The following is an 18,598-nucleotide window of genomic DNA, read 5'->3' as shown; positions in this document are numbered from 1 at the left end:
AAGCCGGGCTGTGCCCCCGGACCTCGGGTGTCTCAGGACTGGTCGGCGACCTGGTCCAGGACGGTCTTCTGGGCCTGCTCGAAGGAGGCCTTGTTGCCCTGCTCGTTCGACGAGTCGATCGAGTTGTCCTGCACGATCTCCTGGCCGGAGCCGCCGCGGACGTCCTCGTTCGCGAAGTCGCTCAGCGAGGCGATGCCGTCGACGTTCGCCGCCGGGTTCGCCTGGGTCACCGGGGCGCCGTTGGCGTTGCCCTGGGTGCTCTCCGACGACTGGGTGCCGGTGGCCGAACCCGCGGTCTCCTGGGTGCTGGTCTCGCTGCGGTCGCCGCGCTCGTGGTCGGCGAAGGCCATGCCGGCCGCACCGATGGTCATGGGGACGGCGAGCGCCGCGGCGGCGGCGATGCGGAAGGACTTGCGCATGGGGAACGATCCTCTCGGGGAAGGGTCCCGGCCGACCCGGTCGTAGGGGCCGGCACGGGCGGTAGGCGCCGGAGCGGGTGGGTTGTGCCCGGCGGCCGGGGACGACGGCGGATCAGCCCGCGAGGCCGGCGATCTGCTCGACGACGGTCTTCTGGGCCTGCTCGGTGGAGGCCGTGTTGCCCTGCTCGTTCGAGGAGTCGATCGAGTTGTCCTGGACGATCTGCTGTCCGGACCCCTCACCGCCGTCGTAGTCCTCGTTGGCGAAGTCGCTCAGGCCGAGGACGTCGCTCACGTTCAGCGCCGGGTTCGCCTGGGTGACCGGGGCGAACGAGCTGTTGCCCTGCTCGGTGGCGGCACCCTGCTCGGACGATGCGGTGGCCTCGGAAGCCTGGCCCTGATCGACGGTGTCGTCGGCGAAGGCCATCCCGGCCGCACCGAGGGTCATCGGGACGGCGATGGCGGCGGCGGCCAGAGTACGCACGGACTGACGCATGGAATGCGTTCCCTTCATGGGTTCACTGCTGTCGGCTGCACGCCCCGGAATTCGGGGGACGTACTGCGAAAAAAGGTAACCGGCGTTCTCCCGTAATGCGCGCCGACACCGTGTGACGTCATCGACACCCGTCTCGGTGAACCGCTGATGATGTGTTGCACGTAGCGATCCCGACACCCTCGGACAATAGGTGGGCTTGGCTCTGAGCTGCCGGACCGGTGAATCGGCGACATCACTCATTCGAGTGACATCCGGCCTGTACGCGCACTCCGAACAACGCGCGCGAATGCCGTTGCACGTGGACACGGCGGGGTTACGGCTCGATTTCCCTCTATTATGGTGACAATCGCGACCCGGTGATCGATTGCACTGTGATCGATTTCCCGGCGGAAGGGACTAGTACTGCAACGGCGTTTTGTCAGGCTGGTGGGCGTTGGCCGCGGCGGCGGTAGTGGCAGGTCCGGGCCTGGTGCTGGCGTCGTCGGCGCCAGGTGGACCAGGCGAGTGTGCTGGCCAGGCAGGCGGCTGGGGTGAGGATGAGGGTGGCGAGCAGACGCCGTATCTCGTTGCCGCTCAGCGGGATCAGGCCGGTCCGCTCGGCTGGAGATCCCCCTTTTCGGCCTCCTGTGCGCGGGTGACGGACAAGTAGGCGGCGGCGAGCATGGCCAGTGTGATGTGGGCGTACCAGGCTCGGTAGGAGCGGACTTGGTAGTGGTCGAGGCCGGCTTCGTTCTTGGAGGTCTGGAAGCATTCCTCGATCGCCCAGCGTGCGCCGGCGACGCGGACCAGCTCGCGCAGCGGCGTGGCCGCGGGGGCGGCGCAGCGGTAGAACGCCAGCTCCCGGGTGGTCTTGCCCTGCCCGGGTTCGGTCTGGCGGCGCACGAGCAGCCAGTGTCCCCAGCCGTGGGGTAGGCCGGCCGGGTCGAGGGCGACGGTGGTCCAGTCATAGATCCGCTCTCCGTGCGCGCCCGCGCCGACCTGGCGCCGTTCCCACCCGCTGCGGCCGGTGTCGGGGTCGCGGGCGCCGGCGATCGTGGCGAGGACCTTGGCCTGGCGGCGATGCCCGTCCGGGCTGGTCAGGACGTCGTCGTTGCGAGTGGCCAGCACGAACGGAATCTCCCGGTCGGCCAGCCAGGTGCGGAAGGTCGGATTCTGTCCGTAGATCTCGTCGGCGGTCACCCACGAGCGGGGTGTGAGGGCCCCGCAGGCGTGGGCGCGGTCGAGCATCGCCAGCCCGAGCTGGGGTTTCGTGGCGAACCCGACCTCATCGGGCACGTCGGCTCTGGCGCAGCGGTCCCGGTCCTCGGTCCACGAGGTCGGCAGGTAGAGCTCGCGGTCGATCAGCGCCCGCCCCTTCGAGCTGGCATAGGCCAGGAACACCCCGAGCTGACAGTTGTCGACCTTGCCGCTGGTACCGGTGTACTGGCGTTGCACTCCCGCCGAACGCAGGCCCTTCTTGATGAACCCGGTCTCGTCGACCACGAACACCTCACTTGCGGGGTCGCCGAGGGCGTCGAGGACGTAGTCGCGCACGTCGTCGCGGACCCCGTCGACGTCCCAGTCAGCGGTGCGCAGCATCCGCTGCGTCCCGTCCGGCGAGACCGCCCCCGCATGCTCGGCCAGAGTCCACCCGTTCTTGCGCTCCAACCCGGCCAGCAGGCCGCGCACATACGCCCCGGCCCGCGCGCGGGGCTCACGACGGAAGAACCGCGGCCCGATCGACGCGATGACCTGGTCCAACGCCGCTACCCATCCAGCAAGATCCACCACCCGGCGATCATCACCGCCGAACCCGGATCAGCCTCTCACGACACGCCGAAACGCCGTTGCAGTACTAGGAGCGCAGCAGGGCCAGCCCCGGCCACACCAGCGCCATCAGCGTCGAGGCGAGGTCGTCGGGGTCCCCGCCGTCGCCGGCCCAGTCGGCCAGACCCTCGGCCGCACCCGCCAGCGCCGCCGCGATCGGGGTGGTGACCGTCGCGGGGTCGACCCCCTCGGGGGCGACCAGCTCGGCGGCCAGCAGCTGTGCCACCCGGTCGACGATGCGGGTGCGCGCCGCGTGCACCTCGTCCGCGAGTGCCCCGGTGCGGGCCTGGCGGTAGAGCACCGACCAGCCGTCGCGGTGGGTGGTCACGCTGGCGAAGAACGCCCGGAGTCCGCGGTGCAGGCGCACCTCGGCGTCGGCCGGTGCCCCGGCGGCGGCGCCGGAGACCGACTCCAGCAGCCGGTCGGACTCGCGGCGGATGCACCGCCGCAGCAGCTCCTCCTTCGAACCCCCGCCGTGCGTGTAGACCATCGGCTTCGACAGCCCCGCCTCGTCGGCGACGGTGTCCATCGACGCGTCGTGGAACCCGTCCCGGGAGAACACGCGCACCGCCGCGTCGAGGACCTGCTTCTCGCGCTGCGCGGGAGGGAGCCTGCGGCGGGGTGGGGGTGCCATCTCGACAGCTTAGCTACTGCTGCGTAAAGTAAGCCCCGTCCGAGCCGGTACGGCGAGTACCGGACACTTGTGTGAACCACGGCGAGGTGGAGCGAGCGATGGCCGACACGGTCGACATCAACGAGCTGGGTCGCAGCGTCGACCCGAAGTCCCTGTCCGACGAGCAGCTGATCTCCACCCTCGGCACGGCCCTGCGTGACGGGAACGCGAAGGACGTCGACCCGTCGCTGTTCGCCCGCCTGGTCAAGACCGCGTCGAAGCAGCAGCTGGCGACCGTGATGTCCTCCGAGGTCCGCCGGCCGGTGCTGGAAGCGATCTTCGGCCGGATGAGCGAGTTCTACTCGTCGAAGGGGGCCTCCGGGAACCGGCAGGTCGTGCACTGGCACATCAAGGACGGCTCGACGACCGACAGCTTCCAGACCGTGCTGCAGAACGGGACCTGCACCGTCACCGAGGGCACCGACGAGGAGGCCCGGACCGCGCTGACCATGCCGGGCACCGAGTTCCTCAAGGTCGCCACGAACAACGCCAACCCGGTGACCCTGTTCATGACGCGCAAGCTCAAGGTCTCCGGCGACGTCGGCTTCGCGACCGCCCTGCAGAAGATGTTCCAGATCCCGTCTGCCTGACGAGAACCGCGACCGACCAGCGGAGAGCTGAGATGACTTCCTTCGAACTGTCCGAGGAGCACCGCGAGCTGCAGGAGTGGGTGCACGGCTTCGCCGCCGACGTCGTACGCCCGGCCGCCGCCGAGTGGGACGAGCGCGAGGAGACCCCGTGGCCGATCCTGCAGGAGGCCGCGAAGATCGAGCTCTACAACTTCGAGACCCTCGCCTCCTTCTGGGGTGACGAGACCGGCCTGTCCATGCCGCTGGTCAACGAGGAGCTCTTCTGGGGCGACGGCGGCATCGGCATGGCGATCTTCGGCACCACCCTCGCGGTGGCCGGCATCTTCGCCTCCGGCACGCCCGAGCAGATGGTCGAGTTCATCCCGCAGTGCTACGGCGACGCCTCCGAGCCGCAGGTCGGCGCGTTCTGCTCGTCCGAGCCCGAGGCCGGCTCGGACGTCTCGGCGATGCGTACCCGCGCCGTCTACGACGAGGCGAAGGACGAGTGGACCCTGACCGGCCAGAAGGCCTGGGCCACCAACGGCGGCATCGCGAACATCCACGTGGTGCAGGCCGTCGTCGACGCAGACCTGGGTAGCAAGGGCCAGGCCGCGTTCGTCGTCCCGCCGAACACCCCCGGCCTGGAGTCCACCCGCAAGATCAAGAAGATGGGTCTGCGCGCGTCGCACACTTGTCTTCCTCGACGACGTGAAGCTCCCCGGCTCCTGCCTGCTCGGCGGCAAGGAGAAGCTCGACGAGCGGCTCGCCCGCGCCCGGTCGGGGGAGAGGTCGACGGGCTCGGCCGCGATGCAGACCTTCGAGCTGTCCCGCCCGACGGTCGGCTCGCAGGCGATCGGCATCGCCCGCGCCGCCTACGAGTACGCGCTGGAGTACGCCAAGGACCGCGTCGCCTTCGGCCGTCCGATCATCGAGAACCAGTCGATCTCGTTCATGCTCGCGGACATGAAGACCGAGATCGACGCCGCCCGGCTGCTCGTGCACCGGGCCGCGTGGATGGGCCGCAACAACGTCCCGTTCACCGCGGGCGAGGGGTCGATGTCCAAGCTCAAGGCCGGCCGGGTCGCGGTGTGGACCACCGAGCGCGCCATCCAGATCCTCGGCGGTGCGGGCTACTCGCGCGAGCACCCGGTGGAGCGGATGCACCGCGACTCGAAGATCTACGACATCTTCGAGGGCACCGAACAGATCCAGCAGCTCGTCATCGCCCGCGCGATCTCCGGGAAGCACCTGGCGTGACCCCGGCGGGCCGGTCCGCTGCGACGATCAGTGGGCCGGCCTCGCCGGGCGGGGCGTGGCTCCCGCCGCGGGCGACGCGCCGCTCGTCCGGGACGCCGCGGCGGCCGCCTCGCGGGCCGTCGTCCGGGCTCCGGCCCGTCCGCCGGAGGCGCACCCGTTCGTCGTCGGACCGACGAGAACGCGTCACCGCAGGCCGCCGCCCTCGTTCACCGATCGAGAAGATCGACAACGGGGGACGACATGGCACGGACGACGAGGTCCACCCTGCTCGCGCTGGCCGTCACCGCGGTCTGCCTGACCGGCGTCGCGGGGGTGGCGGCGGCCTCCCCGGAGCGCGACCCCGACCCCGGGCCCGCGCTCACCGCGCCCGGCCTGGACGAGAGCCTCACCTGCCACGGCGACCTCGCCGGCTCCGCGGGCACCCCGGTCCTGCTGGTGCCGGGGACGACGCTGGACCCCGACGTCAACTTCGACTGGAACTACGCCCGCGCCTTCGCGCAGGAGGGCCGGGCCCACTGCCTCGTGCAGCTGCCCGCGCACGCGACCGGGGACATCCAGGTCGCGGCCGAGCACGTCGTCCATGCGATCCGCACCATGCACGAGGAGGCCGGCGGCCGGATCTCCGTCGTCGGGTTCAGCCAGGGCGGCATGGTCCCGCGCTGGGCGCTGAAGTACTGGCCGGACACCCGCGGCATGGTCACCGACATGATCGGGATCGACCCGTCGAACCACGGCACGCTCGACGCCTACCCGGTCTGCGGACCCGGCTGCGTCCCCGCGTTCTGGCAGCAGCGGACCGGCTCCCGGTTCCTCGCCGCACTCGACGACGGGCCGGAGACGTTCGCCGGGATCGACTACACCGTCGTCTACACGGTGACCGACGAGGTCGTGGTCCCGAACCTGCCGCCCGCGGCGAGCTCGGAGCTGCGTCGTGACGGCGCGGGCCGGGTCGCGAACGTCCCCGTCCAGTCGATCTGCCCGGTGCACGTCGCCGAGCACCTGACCATGGGCAGCACGGACCCGGTCGGGTACGCCGTCGTCGCCGACGCGCTGGACCACGACGGCCCCGCCGACGCGGGCCGGATCGACCGCGCCGTCTGCCTGGCCGACGTCATGCCCGCCGTCGACCGGACGCAGCTCCCGGCGAACGAGGCGCGGCTGCTGGGGCAGGTCGCGACCAGCATCGCGACCGAGCCGCGGGTGGCGGCCGAGCCGCCGCTGCGGGAGTACGCGCGCGGCTGACGACCGGCGGGGTGGGCGCGTACGCCGGGCCCCGGGGAGGATGGAGATCCAACCGGGTCCTGCAGCGGGCCCGTCCGTGCTGTGAGGAGACCACGTGCCGAGCGTGACGTTCCGTGGACGTACCTGGAACCGGGACCGGGCGATGGTCATGGCGATCGTGAACCGGACCCCCGACTCGTTCTACGACCACGGCGTCACCTTCGCCGAGCAGGCGGCCCGGGACCGGATCACCGCGGTGGTCCGGGAAGGTGCCGACGTCATCGACATCGGCGGTGTCCCGGCCAGTCCGGGCACCGAGGTCACCGAGCAGGAGGAGATCGACCGGGTCGTGCCGACCGTGGAGTGGGCGCGCCACACGTTCCCCGACGTCGCGATCTCGGTCGACACCTTCCGCGCCGGGCCCGCCGACGCCGTCTGCGCCGCCGGGGCCGACCTGGTCAACGACAACTGGGCCGCCGCCGACGGGGCGATCCTCGACGTCGCCGCCCGGTACGGCGCCGGCTACGTCAGCGCCCACACCGACCACGTCACCCCGCGCACCGAGCCGCACCGGCCCCGCTACGCCGACGTGCTCCGCAGCGTCATCGACCAGACCGTCGCGCTCGCCGAGAAGGCCGTCGCCGCGGGCGTGCCCGCCGGGGGGATCCTCATCGACCCGGCGATCGACTTCTCCAAGAACACGCTGCACAGCCTCCAGGTCCTGCGCGGCATCGACGAGATGGTCGCGACCGGCTGGCCGGTGCTGCTGGCGATGTCGAACAAGACCGTCGTCGGGGAGTCCCTGGCCGTGCCGCTCGAGGAGCGGCTGACCGGCACCCTCGCCGCGACGGCGCTGGCCGCGGACCGCGGCGTCGCCATGGTGCGCGCCCACCAGGCCCGGGCCACCCGGGAGACCTGCGAGATGGTCGCCACCGTCCGTGGCGAGCGGAACCCGTCGCGGGCGGTGAGACTGCTCGCGTGAGCGTGATCCACCAGATCTTCCCGGCGGCCGACGTCGGACCGCTGTCGACCGAGCAGCTCGAACGGCTCTACGCCTACCCGGACGACCGCCTCCGGCTGTCGGTCAACTTCGTGTCCAGCGCCGACGGCGCCGTCGAGGTCGAGGGCAGCTCGGCCGGGCTGTCCACCCCGCCCGACCGCGCGGTGCTGGACCTGGGCACCGACCTGGCCGACGTCGTGCTCGTCGCGGCCGGGACGGCCACCGCCGAGGGGTTCACCGGCGTGAAGCACAACGACCGGATGGACGACCGGCGCCGCCGCTTCGGGCTGTCGGAGCTGCCGTCGACGGCGGTCGTCACCTCGTCGGGGCGCTCGCTCGACCCGTCGGCGCCGGTGCTGACCGACACCGTGGTCCCCACGATCGTGCTCACCTGCGAGTCGGTCCCGGCGGACCTGCGCGGCCGGTGGGCCGACGCCGGCGCCGAGGTCGTGCTCACCGGCGACGAGTCGGTCGACCTCGCCGTCGCCGTCGCCGCGCTGGGGGAGCGCGGGCTGCGCCGGATCAACTGCATGGGCGGACCCGCGCTGTTCGGCAGTCTGGCCGAGGCGGGCCTGGTCGACGAGCTGCGGCTGACCCTCGCGCCGTTCCTGGTCTCCGGCGAGGCGGGCCGGATCGCCCGCGGCGCGGGCATGGACCCCGCGCGTCTCGAGCTCGTCAGCGTCGTCACGGGGGACGACACGCTCCTCATGCGCTACCGGGTGCGCGAGGCGCCGTCGTCCTGACGGGGAACCCCGGAGGGGGAGGTCCCGATCACGCACGGCGACGTCTGGGGCAGGATGGTGCCGTGTCGCGTCCCTCGAACATGCTGGCGGACGGCGTCGTCGTCCTCAGTCCGCTCGGCTGGGACGACGTGACGGCCCACCTCGCGGGTGAGGACGCCGAGATCGTCCGCTGGCTCGGTGGCGCACCCGCGACCCCGGCGACCGCCCGCGCCCACGTCCGCCGGGCGATCGAGCGCTGGGCCGACGACGGGCCGAAGCTGAGCTTCGGCATCCGGGTCGACGGCGGCGCCGTCCTCGCCGGGACCATCGACGTCGACCTGGATCCGGCGGGGGACCGGGCCGGTCTGTCCTACGGCGTCTACGCGGCGTACCGCCGTCGCGGCCTCGCGACGCGCGCGGTCCGGCTCGCGGCCCGCTACCTGGGCGAACGGGGTGACGTGCGGTGGATCTCGATCGACGTCGACCCGCAGAACACCGCATCGGTCGGGGTCGCGCGACGGGCCGGGTTCCGGTTCCTGCGCCACGTCGTCGACGACGAGGGGTCCTTCGACCGCTACGAGCTCCTCGTCCGCGCGCCGGTGGTGCCCGCGCCGCCGCCGCGTCCGCGGCACGGCCGGCCCTGACGCCGTCCGCGGTCGCCCGTCCGGTGCCCCGGTCGTGGGGGACACCGGACGGGCGACGTCGCGAGCGCCGGTCGGGGGTCCGGCGCTCGTCGGTCCGCCGTCAGGAGACGGTCGGGGCCTCGAGGTACATCACGCCCGGGACCTCGAACACGGGCAGCGCGTCGGCGTCGTCGGCCGACGGGAGGTCGGCGTCGTCCGCGGAGGGGAGCTCGGGGGCGTCGTCGGCGGAGGGGAGCTCGGGCACGTCCGGAGCGGAGGGGACCTCAGGCGCGTCCGCGGACTGCAGCGAGGCGGTGGAGAGGTCCTCCGCGCCCGGCAGCGAGTCCGCGGAGGGGAGCGCGTCGGTGCTCGGCAGGGAGTCGGCCGAGGGGAGCGCGTCGGTGCTCGGCAGCGAGTCCGCCGAGGGCAGCGAGTCGGCGCCCGGCAGGCCGGGGAGCGCGTCGGCCGACGGCAGCTCCGGCAGACCGGAGGCCTCGCCGTGCGGGGTCTGCAGCTCGCCGAAGGAGACGCTGTTCGCGTCGTCCGACACGGTGCAGTCCTCGTAGGACGGCAGGGCGGAGGTGTCCGGGGCGTCGGGTGCCTCGGGCAGTTCGGCGGCCGAGGCCTGGCCGACGAGGCCGGCGCCGAGCGCGGCGATGCCGGCGCCGGCGAGGGACAGCCGCAGGGCGGTACGGGCGAGCGAGGTCATGCGCACGTCCTTCCAAAAGGGGAGCGGGGGAGCGGAGGGCCGACGGGCGACCCTCGCCGGGGGACAACGAGATCCACATCGGTCGGTTGCGTTCCGCAGTCATCGAACGGCGATCTTCACCCGTACGAGTGGCAACCTGAGAGGGGTCTCGCACGTACGGCCCCCTCTCGTCACTCCAGAAGGCATCAGGTGGTCCACTCGCGGCACCCGTACGCGGGAGAGCAGGATGAGTGTGTGCGCGCGCCGAGCTCCTCCGTCCGCCACTCCGTCCGTCGTTCGGCGCCCGTCGCGGGAGCGCTGGCCGGGGCCCTGGGCGGGGCGGGAGGTGCCGCCGCGGCCGCGATCGGCTGGCACTACTCGACGATCCTGCTGCACCCGTCGCCGCACCCGGGGCTGCCCGAGCGGGTCGTCGCCGCCGGGGACGGCACCGTCGAGCTGGCGCGGACCCGGCTGTCCGCACAGCCGGGCGTGTGGGGGCTGCGCGGCCCGGCCGGGCTCGCCGTCGTCGGTCCGGTCCTGGACCGCGGGCGCCGCACCGTCGTCCGGGAGCTGCGAGCCGGCCCGGTCCCGGCGACCGGCCCCGCGGTGCTCGACGCCGGCCCGTTCGACCCGGACCCGTCCGCGCGCGGGCTGCCCTTCGACGACGTCCGGGTGCCCACCGACCTCGGCCTCGCCCCGGCCTGGCGCATCCCCGCCCCGGACGGCGGTGACCCGGACACCTGGGCGCTGTGCGTGCACGGCCGAGGCGGGACCCGGCGCGAGGCACTGCGGATCCTGCCCGCGCTGCACGCGGCCGGGCTGGCCCAGCTCGTCGTCAGCTACCGCGGGGACGGGACCGCCCCGGAGTCACCGGACGGGCGTTCGCACCTCGGCGACACCGAGTGGCGCGACATCGACGCCGCCGCGGCCTACGCCCTGGTCCACGGCGCGCGCCGGCTGGTGCTGGTCGGCTGGTCGATGGGGGCCGCGGTGGGCGGGGCGTTCCTCGACCGGTCCCCGCACGCCGACCTCGTCGACGCCGTGGTCTGGGACGCGCCGCTGCTCGACTGGCGTCGCACGCTGCGCAGGCAGGCCCGCAACCGCGGTCTCCCGCCGACCCTCGCCGGGGTCGCGGCCCGGTTCACCGCGCGCCGGATCGGGATCGACCTCGACCGGTTCGATCTGGTCCGGCGCCCGCCCGCGGTCCGCCCGCCGACGCTCGTCCTGCACAGCGACGCCGACACCGCCGTGCCGGTCACGCTGAGCCGGGACCTGGCCGCGACCGCCCCCGGGCACCGCTGGCCGGTCACCTACCGGGAGTTCTCCGGCACCGAGCACACCGGCAGCTGGAACGCCGATCCCGACGGCTACGAGGCCGCCGTGACCGGCTTCCTGCGGACCCTGCGCCCGGCCTGACCCGCCCGCTCCGGGACGGCCCTGGGTCAGTGACCGCTCGCCTGCGACCGGCCCTGGCCGATCGGCTTGCCGTGGATCTGGTCGTCGGTCGGCGGGGTCGTCGGCACCGGGGTCCCCGGGTCCACCTCGCGCTCGCGCTGCAGGACCGTCGCCCAGCCCCACACCGCGGCCGCGGTCAGCAGCAGAACGGCCACGATCCACGGGGCCCGGCGCACCCGCGCCGGGGTCGGCTCGACCACCTCGGCCAGCGCGTGGCGGGCGTCGTGCACCGAGCCGGACACCACGTCGGACAGGCCGGACAGGCGGGACGAGACCCCTCCCGCCACGGCGTCGGCGACCGCGCCACCGGCGATCCGGCCGGCGTCGGCGAAGGTGTGCACGGCCTCGGCGGCATCCTTGCGGGCACGGGCCCGCGTCCTCTCGGCACTCATGTTCCGGACCTGCTTCCCACGGATGCGGCTGCTTACTGGCACGATGGTAGCCGTGACGGAACCAGGAAACGCCAACACGACGGCCGTCCTGCACACCTCCGAGGGCGTCGTCCGCGTCGTGCTGTTCGGCGACCACGCGCCGAAGACGGTCGCGAACTTCGTCGGCCTCGCGGAGGGCAGCAAGGACTACACGGGCCCGAACGCGAGCGGCGGCGACTCCGGGCCGTTCTACGACGGTTCGATCTTCCACCGGGTGATCAGCGGCTTCATGATCCAGGGCGGCGACCCGACCGGTACCGGTCGCGGTGGCCCGGGCTACCAGTTCGGCGACGAGTTCCACCCGGACCTCAAGTTCGACAAGCCCTACCTGCTGGCCATGGCCAACGCCGGGCCGGGCACCAACGGTTCGCAGTTCTTCATCACGGTGGGCAACACCCCGCACCTGAACCGGCGCCACACCATCTTCGGTGAGGTCGCCGACGCCGAGTCGCGGGCCGTCGTGGACGCCATCGCCCAGACCACCACCGGCCAGGCCGACCGGCCGCTGACCGACGTGGTCATCGAGAAGATCGAGATCGAGCGGTCCTGACCCCGCAGGTCTCCGACCACCGAGTGGACGGGCCGTGGTGAACGGACGACCCGACGACAGCGGATCCGGGACACCCGGCAAGCCCGAGGGCGGGCCGGGTTCCCCCGGCCCCGCGGGCACGCCGTACTACCCGGCGCCGCCCGGCTACCCGCAGCCCCAGTGGCCGCCGCCGGGCGCGCCGGGCGGTCCGCCCCGGGCCGGTTCCGGCGCGGCGTACGGCGGTGCCCCGGACGGCGGTGCCACGCACGGCGTCCCGCACGGTGGCCCACCGCCCGGTGGGGTCCCGAGGGCCGGGTCCGGTGCCGGCGCGGTCTGCGTCCGGCACCCCGACCGGCCCACCGGTCTGGCCTGCTCGCGCTGCGACCGGCCCGCCTGTCCCGACTGCCTGCGGCCGGCCCCGGTCGGCCAGCACTGCGTGGACTGCCTCGCCGAGGGCGCGCGGACGACCCCGCGCTGGCGCAACGTCGCCGGTGCGAGCCGCACCGGGAAGCCGGTGATCGTCCCCGGTCTGATCGTCGCCAACGTGGTGGTCTACGTGCTCACCGCGGTCACGGCGGGCAGCGTGATGTCCAACTTCCGCTCGCCGCTGTTCGACGCCGGGGGGCTCGTCCCGCTCCTGGTCGCCGACGGCGAGTACTGGCGCATCATCACCTCGGGCTTCCTGCACATCGGCCCGCTGCACCTGGCGTTCAACATGTACGCCCTGTGGATCATCGGCCGCGAGGTCGAGGCGGTCCTGGGCCGGGCCCGGTTCGTCGCCGTCTACGGCGTCTCCATGCTCGGCGGTGCGGCCGCGGTCATGCTCTTCAGCTCCCCGGTCGGGGCGACCGCGGGCGCCTCCGGTGCGGTGTTCGGGCTGATGGGGGCACTGTTCGTCCTGCTGCGGCGGCTGAAGCTGCCGACCGGGCAGGTCGTCGCCGTCATCGCGATCAACGCCGTGATCAGCCTCAGCATCCAGGGGATCTCCTGGCAGGGGCACCTCGGCGGGCTCGTCTTCGGCGCCGCGGTCACCGCGGCGCTGGTCCACCTCGGGACGGGATCCCCGCAGCGCAGGCGGACCCAGCTGCTGGCGGTCTCCGGGCTGGCCGTGCTGGCGCTGGTACTGATCGGGGTGCGCGCCGCGGGGCTGCTCGCGGCCGCCGGTGTCTGAGGCAGCCCGGGCCCGACCTCGGCCCGTACGTCGAGAGGCAGCTCAGGGCTGTCGCCACTGAGCCTGGACGGCCCCGAGGTGCCTCCCGGCGGCTGCCCGCCGACGCGGGCCGTCGGGGCCGGATCCGGTGCTCGCCGAGGTGCGGGTGGCGGGTCAGAGCCCGGGCGGGCCCGTGTCGCCGGGGCGGTGCCCCGGGCGGAGGGCGGCGAGGTCGTCGAACACGTCCACCGGGTCCGCGCCCAGCTCGGCCCGGCCCAGGATCACCAGCCGCTCGTGGTCGTCGACGTCGCGCAGTTCCAGTTCCAGCAGCACCGACTCGCGGCCCAGCCTGCGGGTCCGCAGCAGCCGCAGGTCGTCCACCCGCCCCCAGGGCACGTGCCGGGTCCAGGTCAGCCTGCGGACCGTCAGCCCCTCGGGGCCGGCCTCCAGCCGGGGCCGGGCACGAGTCCCCGACGCCGCGGCCAGGGTGAGACCGAGCGCAGCGACGCCCGCGACCAACGCGCCCGCCGCGTCCGCGCCGGAGACGAGCACCGTGACCGACCAGCCGGTCGCAGCGACCGCCAGCGCCCAGAGCACGACGACCGTGCCCACCGGCGTCGACCACCGAAGTCGATCACCCTGTGTGGTCATGTGAAGTTGTCCACAGGATCCATCCACACGGTGGACAACTCACATCCGTGTATTTCTGCTGGTCAACGCCACCGCATCGTCATCAGCAGGCCGATCACGATGAGTGAGAACCCGATGATGAAGTTCCAGTTGCCCAGCGCCAGCATGAACGGGATGGACGGACCGGCCAGATAGTTGATCACCAGCCAGGCCAGGCCGAGGATCCACATCGCGACCATGACGGCGATGTAGGCCGGGTGTGTCGGTCCCGCGACCTTCTGCGGGGTGCGGCTGACCGGGGGCGGGGTGTAGGCCGCCTTCTTGCGGACCTTCGACTTCGGCATCTGACCTCATCGCCTGTCGGAGTCGGACACGGGTCCGGCCGGTGCGCCGGCCGGGGGCGGGACCTGCGACGGGGCGCCGTGGTCGGGGGACGTGGCGACCCGGACAGATCCGCCACCACGGTAGCGCGACCGCCTCGCCGTCCGGGTCACACCGGCGACACAGGCGTCACACGTCACGGGGACGTCGGGTGGTGCGGAACGGGATCAGACCCCGGCGACCAGTCCGGCCATCTCGTCGGACAGCCGTACGACCAGGTCCTCCGGCACGTCGTAGCCGGCCTGGCGCAGCCAGTTCGCCAGCATCCGGTGCCCGCCCTCGGTCAGCACGGACTCCGGGTGGAACTGCACGCCGGAGATCGGGAGCTCCCGGTGCCGCACGGCCATGATCAGGCCGGTCTCGGTGTGGCCGGTCGCCTCCAGCTCCGACGGCAGACCGTCGGGCGCGATCGTCAGCGAGTGGTAGCGGGTGGCCGTGAACGGCGACGGCAGACCGGTCAGCACACCGGTGTCGTCGTGGAAGACCTCCGAGGTCTTGCCGTGCAGCAGCTCGGGCGCGCGCTCCACGACCCCGCCCCAGGCGGTGGCCAGCGCCTGGTGGCCGAGGCACACGCCCAGCAGGGGCGTGGCGCGCTCCGCGGCGCGACGGATGACCTCGACGCTGCGACCGGCCCGCTCCGGGGTCCCCGGACCGGGGCTGACCAGGACGGCGCCGACCTCGTCGAGCTCGTCGAGCTCGACCTCGTCGTTGCGCCGGACCACCGGGTCGGCACCGAGCTGGGCCAGGTACTGGACCAGGTTGTAGACGAAGCTGTCGTAGTTGTCGACGACGAGTACGCGCACGGTCCCTCCCGGGAGAATCGTCAGTTGAACGGGAAGCCGTTGCTGCCGTTCTCACCGTCGCTGCTGCTGCCACCGGAGTAGCTGCCGACGGTGAGGGTGACGGTCTGGCCGCTCGAGGCCTCGGACCCGCCGGACGGGCTCTGCTGCAGCACGACGCCGTTCTGCGAGGAGTCCGAGACGTCGACCTGGCGGATCGACGGGCTCAGCCCCGCCTCCTGCAGTGTGCTGATCGCGCTGTCGACGCGCTGGCCGACGACGTTGGGCACCTGGTTCTGGTTCCCACGGCTGATCTGGATCGTGATGGTCTGGTCGGGTGCGACCCGGGTCCCGGCCGACGGGTTCGTGCCGACCGCCTGGCCCGCCGAACCGCTGCTGTCGACCTCGGTCGTGGAGATCGACTGGAAGCCGGCGTTCTGCAGCGTCGCCCGGGCGGCGTCGGCGGACTGGCCCGCCACGTCCGGCACGGCGACGGTCTGCTGCTTGCGGCCCACCACCAGCGACACCGCGGTGTTGCCCGAGACCTGCTGGCCCGGCCCCGGGTCGGAGGTGATGACCTTGCCGACCTGGCCGGAGTCGCTCGTGTCGCGTTCGGTGCGGCCGCCGACCTGCAGGCCGGCCTCCCGGAGCTTGGCCTCGGCCTCGTCCGGGGACAGCCCCTCCACGCTCGGCACCGTGACCTGCGCGGGCCCGCTGCCGACGTAGACCGTCACCCGGCTGTTCTCGGCGACCTGGTTGCCGCCGCCGGGGTCGGTCCGGACGACCTTGCCGACCTGGGCGACGTCCGACGGCTGGTCCTCCTGGGAGAACAGCAGCCCGGCCTGGGTGATGGTCTGCCGCGCCTGGTCCGGGGACTGGCCGAGCACGTCGGGCACCGACACCTGGTCCGGGCCCGAGGAGGAGAACAGCTGGAAGCCGACGAAGCCGAGCAGACCGATGACCGCGAGCGCGGCGACCCACAGGAGGGCCTTGCGCCGCCCGCCGCGGCCCTCGTCGTCGGCGTAGTCGGGGTGGTGCGGCGGCATCGTGTGCCGGCCGGTGGGCGGGCCGCCCGCGTCGAGCCGGCGCGTCGCCATGGCCTGGGTCGCGCCGTCGTGGGCCATCATGTGCGTGCGCTCGTGCTCGCTCATGACCAGCGGCGCGTGCACCGGCTCGCCGTTGCGCACGCGGACCAGGTCCGCCCGCATCTCGGCGGCCGACTGGTAGCGGTTGGCCGGGTTCTTGCTGAGCGCCTTGAGCACCACCGCGTCGAGCGCCGGGGGCACCGACGGGTTGAGCTCGGACGGGGACCGGGGGTCCTCCCGCACATGCTGGTAGGCGACCGCGACCGGGGTGTCCCCGGTGAAGGGCGGCTCGCCGGTCAGGAGCTCGAACAGCACACAGCCCGCGGCGTAGACGTCCGAGCGGGCGTCCACGGCCTCGCCGCGCGCCTGCTCGGGGGACAGGTACTGCGCCGTGCCGATGACGGCGGCGGTCTGGGTGACGTTCTGGCCCTCGCCCAGCGCACGGGCGATGCCGAAGTCCATGACCTTGACCGCGCCGACGCCGTTGATCATCACGTTCGCGGGCTTCACGTCGCGGTGGATGATGTTGTGCCGGTGCGAGAAGTCGAGCGCGGCGCAGACGTCGGCCATCACCTCGACGACCCGCTGCTGGGTCATCGGGCCGGTGGTCTTGACGATCTCGCGCAGCGTCTGCCCGTCGACGAACTCCATGACGATGTAGGGCAGCGGCCCGAACTCGGACTCGACCTCGCCGGTGTCGTACACCGCGACGATCGCCGGGTGGTTCAGCGACGCCGAGTTCTGCGCCTCGCGGCGGAAGCGCAGCTGGAACTGGGGGTCGCGGGCCAGGTCGGCGCGCAGCACCTTGACCGCCACGTCCCGGCCGAGCCGGGTGTCGAGGCCGCGGTGGACCTCGGACATGCCGCCGTAGCCGAGCGGGTCGCCCAGCTCGTAGCGCTCGGAGAGCAGTCGTGGTGTCGTCATCGGTTCAGATTCCCGTACTCATCGAGTCCGTCGGAGGCGTGCTCATCATGCCGGTCGGCGCTCACTGCCGGTCCCGTACGGGCGACATGTGCGCTGGAGCGACCGTTCGGTGGGATCACCGGGACATCACCGGGCACCTCCGGTCGATCTTGGGCACGGGGGACGGCGAACGGCTCCGCCGGGACCGCCGGTCCCGTGGACCCGGCCGAGGGGCCGGCCGCGGTCGCCACGGTACCGGGCGCGACCCCCAGCGATCCGGGCCGCATGTCGTCGGGCGAGGCGCCCCTCAAGATCATCACTGCCAGGAGCACGGCGGCGAGCGTCAGGATCACGAACAGCACGGCCAGCCACGCCTTCGACCGTCCGGAGCGCTGCGGGCCGAGATCGAGCGGGCCGGACGGATGCTGCTCGGGCATCCGGTCGGCGGAGGCGTTGCGGCGCACCGGCGGACGGGTCGGCGCCGATCGCTGCTGCCCCGGGACCCCGGGTCCGGTGGGCGGCCCGCCCGGACGACGGCCACCCGGGAGACCGCCGCTGTGCGGCCCGGTGTGCGGCGGCCGCAGCGGGGCACCGTAGGGCGGCGAGCCCGGGGGCACGGGGACCGGCCCGGACCAGGACGGCGTGCCGCCCGGGGTGCGCGGTCCCTGCGGCCGGCCCGGCGCGCCACCGGGGTACGGACCGGTGACCGGGCGGGAGACACCCTGGTCCGGCCCGGTGCGGCGGGCGCCGTCGGGGCCGGGGTCACCGGTGCGCGGGCCGCGGTCGGCGGTGTCGGTGCCGCCCGCCGACGGGCCGTCGTCACCGGTCCCCGGCCCGGACTCCTGCAGGACGTGCCGCGAGCCGGTGCCGTCGTCGCCGCGGAAGTCGGGTGCGTACCCGGCGGGGGCGGGGATACCGGGCGGCGGCGGCCGGTGCCCGCGCCGGACCGCGGCGACGGCGTCGGCGAACTCGGCGCCGTCGGCGTAGCGCTGCTCGGGGTCCTTGACCAGCACCGAGGAGACCAGTTCGCGGACCCGCTCGGGGATCTCGTCCGGCAGTGGTGGCGGGTCGTCGCGGACCTGCATCATCGCCACCGCGACCGCGCTCTCGGCGCGGAACGGCCGCACCCCGGCCAGGCACTCGTAGCCGACGATGCCGAGCGAGTAGACGTCGCCCGACGGCCCGGCCTCCTCGCCGGAGGCCTGCTCCGGAGCGATGTAGTGGGCGGTGCCCATGACCATCCCGGACCGGGTCACCGGGACGGCGTCGGCGGCCTTGGCGATGCCGAAGTCGGTCAGCTTCACGACGCCGTCGGTGCGCAGCAGGATGTTGCCGGGCTTGACGTCGCGGTGGACGAACCCGCGCTCGTGCGCGGCGAACAGCGCCCGGCCCGCCTGCTCGAGGATGTCGAGCGCCTCGTCGGCGGGGATGGGCCCGCGCCCGATCCGCGACGACAGCGGCTCACCCCGGACGAGCTCCATCACCAGGTAGGCGGTGCGCCCGCCGCCGGTGGGGCTGTCGTCCTCGCCGTAGTCGTGCACGGCGGCGATCCCGGCGTGGTCGAGCGAGGCGACGGTGCGGGCCTCGATGCGGAACCGGTGCAGGAACTCCGGGTCGTCGGAGAGCTCCGCCTTGAGGACCTTCACCGCGACGCTGCGCCCGAGCCGGGTGTCCGAGGCCTCCCAGACCTCGCCCATCCCGCCGACCGCGATCCGCCGGTCCAGCTGGTAGCGCTCGGAGATCAGCTGCCCGGCCGACAGGGCGCTCACGGGGCCGCCGGGGAC

Annotated in this window: 20 protein-coding genes and 1 pseudogene; 10 read left to right on the top strand and 11 right to left on the bottom strand. The window is 73.3% G+C overall.

Annotated elements, in window-relative coordinates; genetic code table 11:
• Positions 1 to 32: 32 nt before the first annotated feature.
• The 4 genes from AC0GKK_RS15485 to AC0GKK_RS15470 form a co-directional block, all read right to left on the bottom strand.
• Positions 33 to 419 carry a hypothetical protein gene (locus tag AC0GKK_RS15485; protein WP_489881945.1) on the bottom strand — a complete coding sequence of 129 codons (387 nt, stop codon included), beginning with the start codon at positions 417 to 419 and terminating at the stop codon, positions 33 to 35.
• Between the two features lie 112 nt (positions 420 to 531).
• Positions 532 to 912 carry a hypothetical protein gene (locus AC0GKK_RS15480; protein WP_405420665.1) on the bottom strand — a complete coding sequence of 127 codons (381 nt, stop codon included), beginning with the start codon at positions 910 to 912 and terminating at the stop codon, positions 532 to 534.
• A 582-nt stretch (positions 913 to 1,494) separates the two neighbouring features.
• Positions 1,495 to 2,682 (bottom strand): IS701 family transposase, encoded by a 1,188-nt coding sequence (locus AC0GKK_RS15475; protein ID WP_073578377.1) that lies wholly within the window; start codon positions 2,680 to 2,682, stop codon positions 1,495 to 1,497.
• 64 nt (positions 2,683 to 2,746) lie between these two features.
• Positions 2,747 to 3,352, bottom strand: a complete 606-nt coding sequence (locus AC0GKK_RS15470; RefSeq protein ID WP_489881944.1) for a TetR/AcrR family transcriptional regulator — start codon at positions 3,350 to 3,352, stop codon at positions 2,747 to 2,749.
• Between the two features lie 98 nt (positions 3,353 to 3,450).
• On the opposite strand from AC0GKK_RS15470, the gene AC0GKK_RS15465 reads away from it, so the two are divergent.
• From AC0GKK_RS15465 to AC0GKK_RS15435, 7 genes and pseudogenes are all read left to right on the top strand, one after another.
• Positions 3,451 to 3,981 carry an SCP2 sterol-binding domain-containing protein gene (locus tag AC0GKK_RS15465; protein ID WP_224401032.1) on the top strand — a complete coding sequence of 177 codons (531 nt, stop codon included), beginning with the start codon at positions 3,451 to 3,453 and terminating at the stop codon, positions 3,979 to 3,981.
• 32 nt (positions 3,982 to 4,013) lie between these two features.
• Positions 4,014 to 4,595, top strand: a pseudogene (locus tag AC0GKK_RS15460) (acyl-CoA dehydrogenase family protein); the annotation flags it as partial.
• Between the two features lie 73 nt (positions 4,596 to 4,668).
• On the top strand, positions 4,669 to 5,217 hold the full coding sequence (locus tag AC0GKK_RS15455) for an acyl-CoA dehydrogenase family protein (protein ID WP_489881943.1): 549 nt from the start codon (positions 4,669 to 4,671) through the stop codon (positions 5,215 to 5,217).
• Between the two features lie 240 nt (positions 5,218 to 5,457).
• The gene (locus AC0GKK_RS15450; RefSeq protein WP_489881942.1) at positions 5,458 to 6,459 is read left to right on the top strand and encodes an esterase/lipase family protein; all 1,002 of its coding nucleotides are present in this window, start codon (positions 5,458 to 5,460) and stop codon (positions 6,457 to 6,459) included.
• Between the two features lie 94 nt (positions 6,460 to 6,553).
• Positions 6,554 to 7,420: a dihydropteroate synthase gene (gene folP / locus AC0GKK_RS15445; protein WP_083657976.1), complete on the top strand. Its 867-nt coding sequence runs from the start codon at positions 6,554 to 6,556 to the stop codon at positions 7,418 to 7,420.
• Positions 7,417 to 8,181, top strand: coding sequence for a dihydrofolate reductase family protein (locus AC0GKK_RS15440; RefSeq protein ID WP_405420651.1), 765 nt, complete (start codon positions 7,417 to 7,419; stop codon positions 8,179 to 8,181). Before folP ends, AC0GKK_RS15440 begins: the two co-directional genes overlap by 4 nt.
• 62 nt (positions 8,182 to 8,243) lie before the next feature.
• Positions 8,244 to 8,804: a GNAT family N-acetyltransferase gene (locus AC0GKK_RS15435; protein WP_062399087.1), complete on the top strand. Its 561-nt coding sequence runs from the start codon at positions 8,244 to 8,246 to the stop codon at positions 8,802 to 8,804.
• 100 nt (positions 8,805 to 8,904) lie between these two features.
• On the opposite strand, the gene AC0GKK_RS15430 is transcribed toward AC0GKK_RS15435, so the two are convergent.
• Entirely contained in the window at positions 8,905 to 9,492 is a 588-nt protein-coding gene (locus AC0GKK_RS15430; protein ID WP_489881941.1) for a hypothetical protein, read from the bottom strand.
• Between the two features lie 234 nt (positions 9,493 to 9,726).
• On the opposite strand from AC0GKK_RS15430, the gene AC0GKK_RS15425 reads away from it, so the two are divergent.
• A complete protein-coding gene (locus AC0GKK_RS15425; RefSeq protein WP_489881940.1) occupies positions 9,727 to 10,887 on the top strand; it encodes an alpha/beta hydrolase family protein in 1,161 nt (386 codons plus the stop codon).
• Between the two features lie 26 nt (positions 10,888 to 10,913).
• Here AC0GKK_RS15425 and AC0GKK_RS15420 read toward each other — a convergent pair whose 3' ends face one another.
• Positions 10,914 to 11,318 carry a hypothetical protein gene (locus AC0GKK_RS15420; RefSeq protein WP_073573733.1) on the bottom strand — a complete coding sequence of 135 codons (405 nt, stop codon included), beginning with the start codon at positions 11,316 to 11,318 and terminating at the stop codon, positions 10,914 to 10,916.
• 43 nt (positions 11,319 to 11,361) lie between these two features.
• Between AC0GKK_RS15420 and AC0GKK_RS15415 the strand changes: the two genes are divergently transcribed.
• Together AC0GKK_RS15415 and AC0GKK_RS15410 are read left to right on the top strand one after the other, a co-directional pair.
• Positions 11,362 to 11,907, top strand: coding sequence for a peptidylprolyl isomerase (locus AC0GKK_RS15415; RefSeq protein ID WP_062399093.1), 546 nt, complete (start codon positions 11,362 to 11,364; stop codon positions 11,905 to 11,907).
• A gap of 37 nt (positions 11,908 to 11,944) precedes the next feature.
• Positions 11,945 to 13,057, top strand: a complete 1,113-nt coding sequence (locus AC0GKK_RS15410; protein WP_489881939.1) for a rhomboid family intramembrane serine protease — start codon at positions 11,945 to 11,947, stop codon at positions 13,055 to 13,057.
• 153 nt (positions 13,058 to 13,210) lie between these two features.
• On the opposite strand, the gene AC0GKK_RS15405 is transcribed toward AC0GKK_RS15410, so the two are convergent.
• From AC0GKK_RS15405 to AC0GKK_RS15385, 5 genes are all read right to left on the bottom strand, one after another.
• Positions 13,211 to 13,648 carry a PH domain-containing protein gene (locus AC0GKK_RS15405; RefSeq protein WP_224401023.1) on the bottom strand — a complete coding sequence of 146 codons (438 nt, stop codon included), beginning with the start codon at positions 13,646 to 13,648 and terminating at the stop codon, positions 13,211 to 13,213.
• A 101-nt stretch (positions 13,649 to 13,749) separates the two neighbouring features.
• Positions 13,750 to 14,010 (bottom strand): cell division protein CrgA, encoded by a 261-nt coding sequence (gene crgA / locus AC0GKK_RS15400; protein WP_020626195.1) that lies wholly within the window; start codon positions 14,008 to 14,010, stop codon positions 13,750 to 13,752.
• Positions 14,011 to 14,214: 204 nt separating this feature from the next.
• Complete coding sequence (locus AC0GKK_RS15395; protein WP_062399097.1) at positions 14,215 to 14,850, bottom strand: aminodeoxychorismate/anthranilate synthase component II; 636 nt, start codon at positions 14,848 to 14,850, stop codon at positions 14,215 to 14,217.
• Positions 14,851 to 14,870: 20 nt separating this feature from the next.
• Positions 14,871 to 16,835 (bottom strand): Stk1 family PASTA domain-containing Ser/Thr kinase, encoded by a 1,965-nt coding sequence (gene pknB, locus AC0GKK_RS15390; protein ID WP_489881938.1) that lies wholly within the window; start codon positions 16,833 to 16,835, stop codon positions 14,871 to 14,873.
• Complete coding sequence (locus AC0GKK_RS15385; protein WP_476653242.1) at positions 16,832 to 18,583, bottom strand: serine/threonine-protein kinase; 1,752 nt, start codon at positions 18,581 to 18,583, stop codon at positions 16,832 to 16,834. The genes pknB and AC0GKK_RS15385 overlap by 4 nt, the downstream gene beginning before the upstream one ends.
• Between the last annotated feature and the right edge of the window lie 15 nt (positions 18,584 to 18,598).

Source organism: Pseudonocardia sp. P-1, assembly GCF_058111925.1.
This window is presented reverse-complemented; position numbering and strand designations above follow the sequence as displayed.

What these genes read in the sequence shown, in the direction of transcription:
- AC0GKK_RS15485 (WP_489881945.1), bottom strand. Translation starts at nt 419, where the DNA reads ATGCGCAAGTCCTTCCGCATCGCCGCCGCCGCGGCGCTCGCCGTCCCC.
- AC0GKK_RS15480 (WP_405420665.1), bottom strand. Translation starts at nt 912, where the DNA reads ATGCGTCAGTCCGTGCGTACTCTGGCCGCCGCCGCCATCGCCGTCCCG.
- AC0GKK_RS15470 (WP_489881944.1), bottom strand. Translation starts at nt 3,352, where the DNA reads ATGGCACCCCCACCCCGCCGCAGGCTCCCTCCCGCGCAGCGCGAGAAG.
- AC0GKK_RS15465 (WP_224401032.1), top strand. Translation starts at nt 3,451, where the DNA reads ATGGCCGACACGGTCGACATCAACGAGCTGGGTCGCAGCGTCGACCCG.
- AC0GKK_RS15450 (WP_489881942.1), top strand. Translation starts at nt 5,458, where the DNA reads ATGGCACGGACGACGAGGTCCACCCTGCTCGCGCTGGCCGTCACCGCG.
- AC0GKK_RS15430 (WP_489881941.1), bottom strand. Translation starts at nt 9,492, where the DNA reads ATGACCTCGCTCGCCCGTACCGCCCTGCGGCTGTCCCTCGCCGGCGCC.
- AC0GKK_RS15420 (WP_073573733.1), bottom strand. Translation starts at nt 11,318, where the DNA reads ATGAGTGCCGAGAGGACGCGGGCCCGTGCCCGCAAGGATGCCGCCGAG.
- AC0GKK_RS15415 (WP_062399093.1), top strand. Translation starts at nt 11,362, where the DNA reads ATGGTAGCCGTGACGGAACCAGGAAACGCCAACACGACGGCCGTCCTG.
- crgA (WP_020626195.1), bottom strand. Translation starts at nt 14,010, where the DNA reads ATGCCGAAGTCGAAGGTCCGCAAGAAGGCGGCCTACACCCCGCCCCCG.
- pknB (WP_489881938.1), bottom strand. Translation starts at nt 16,835, where the DNA reads ATGACGACACCACGACTGCTCTCCGAGCGCTACGAGCTGGGCGACCCG.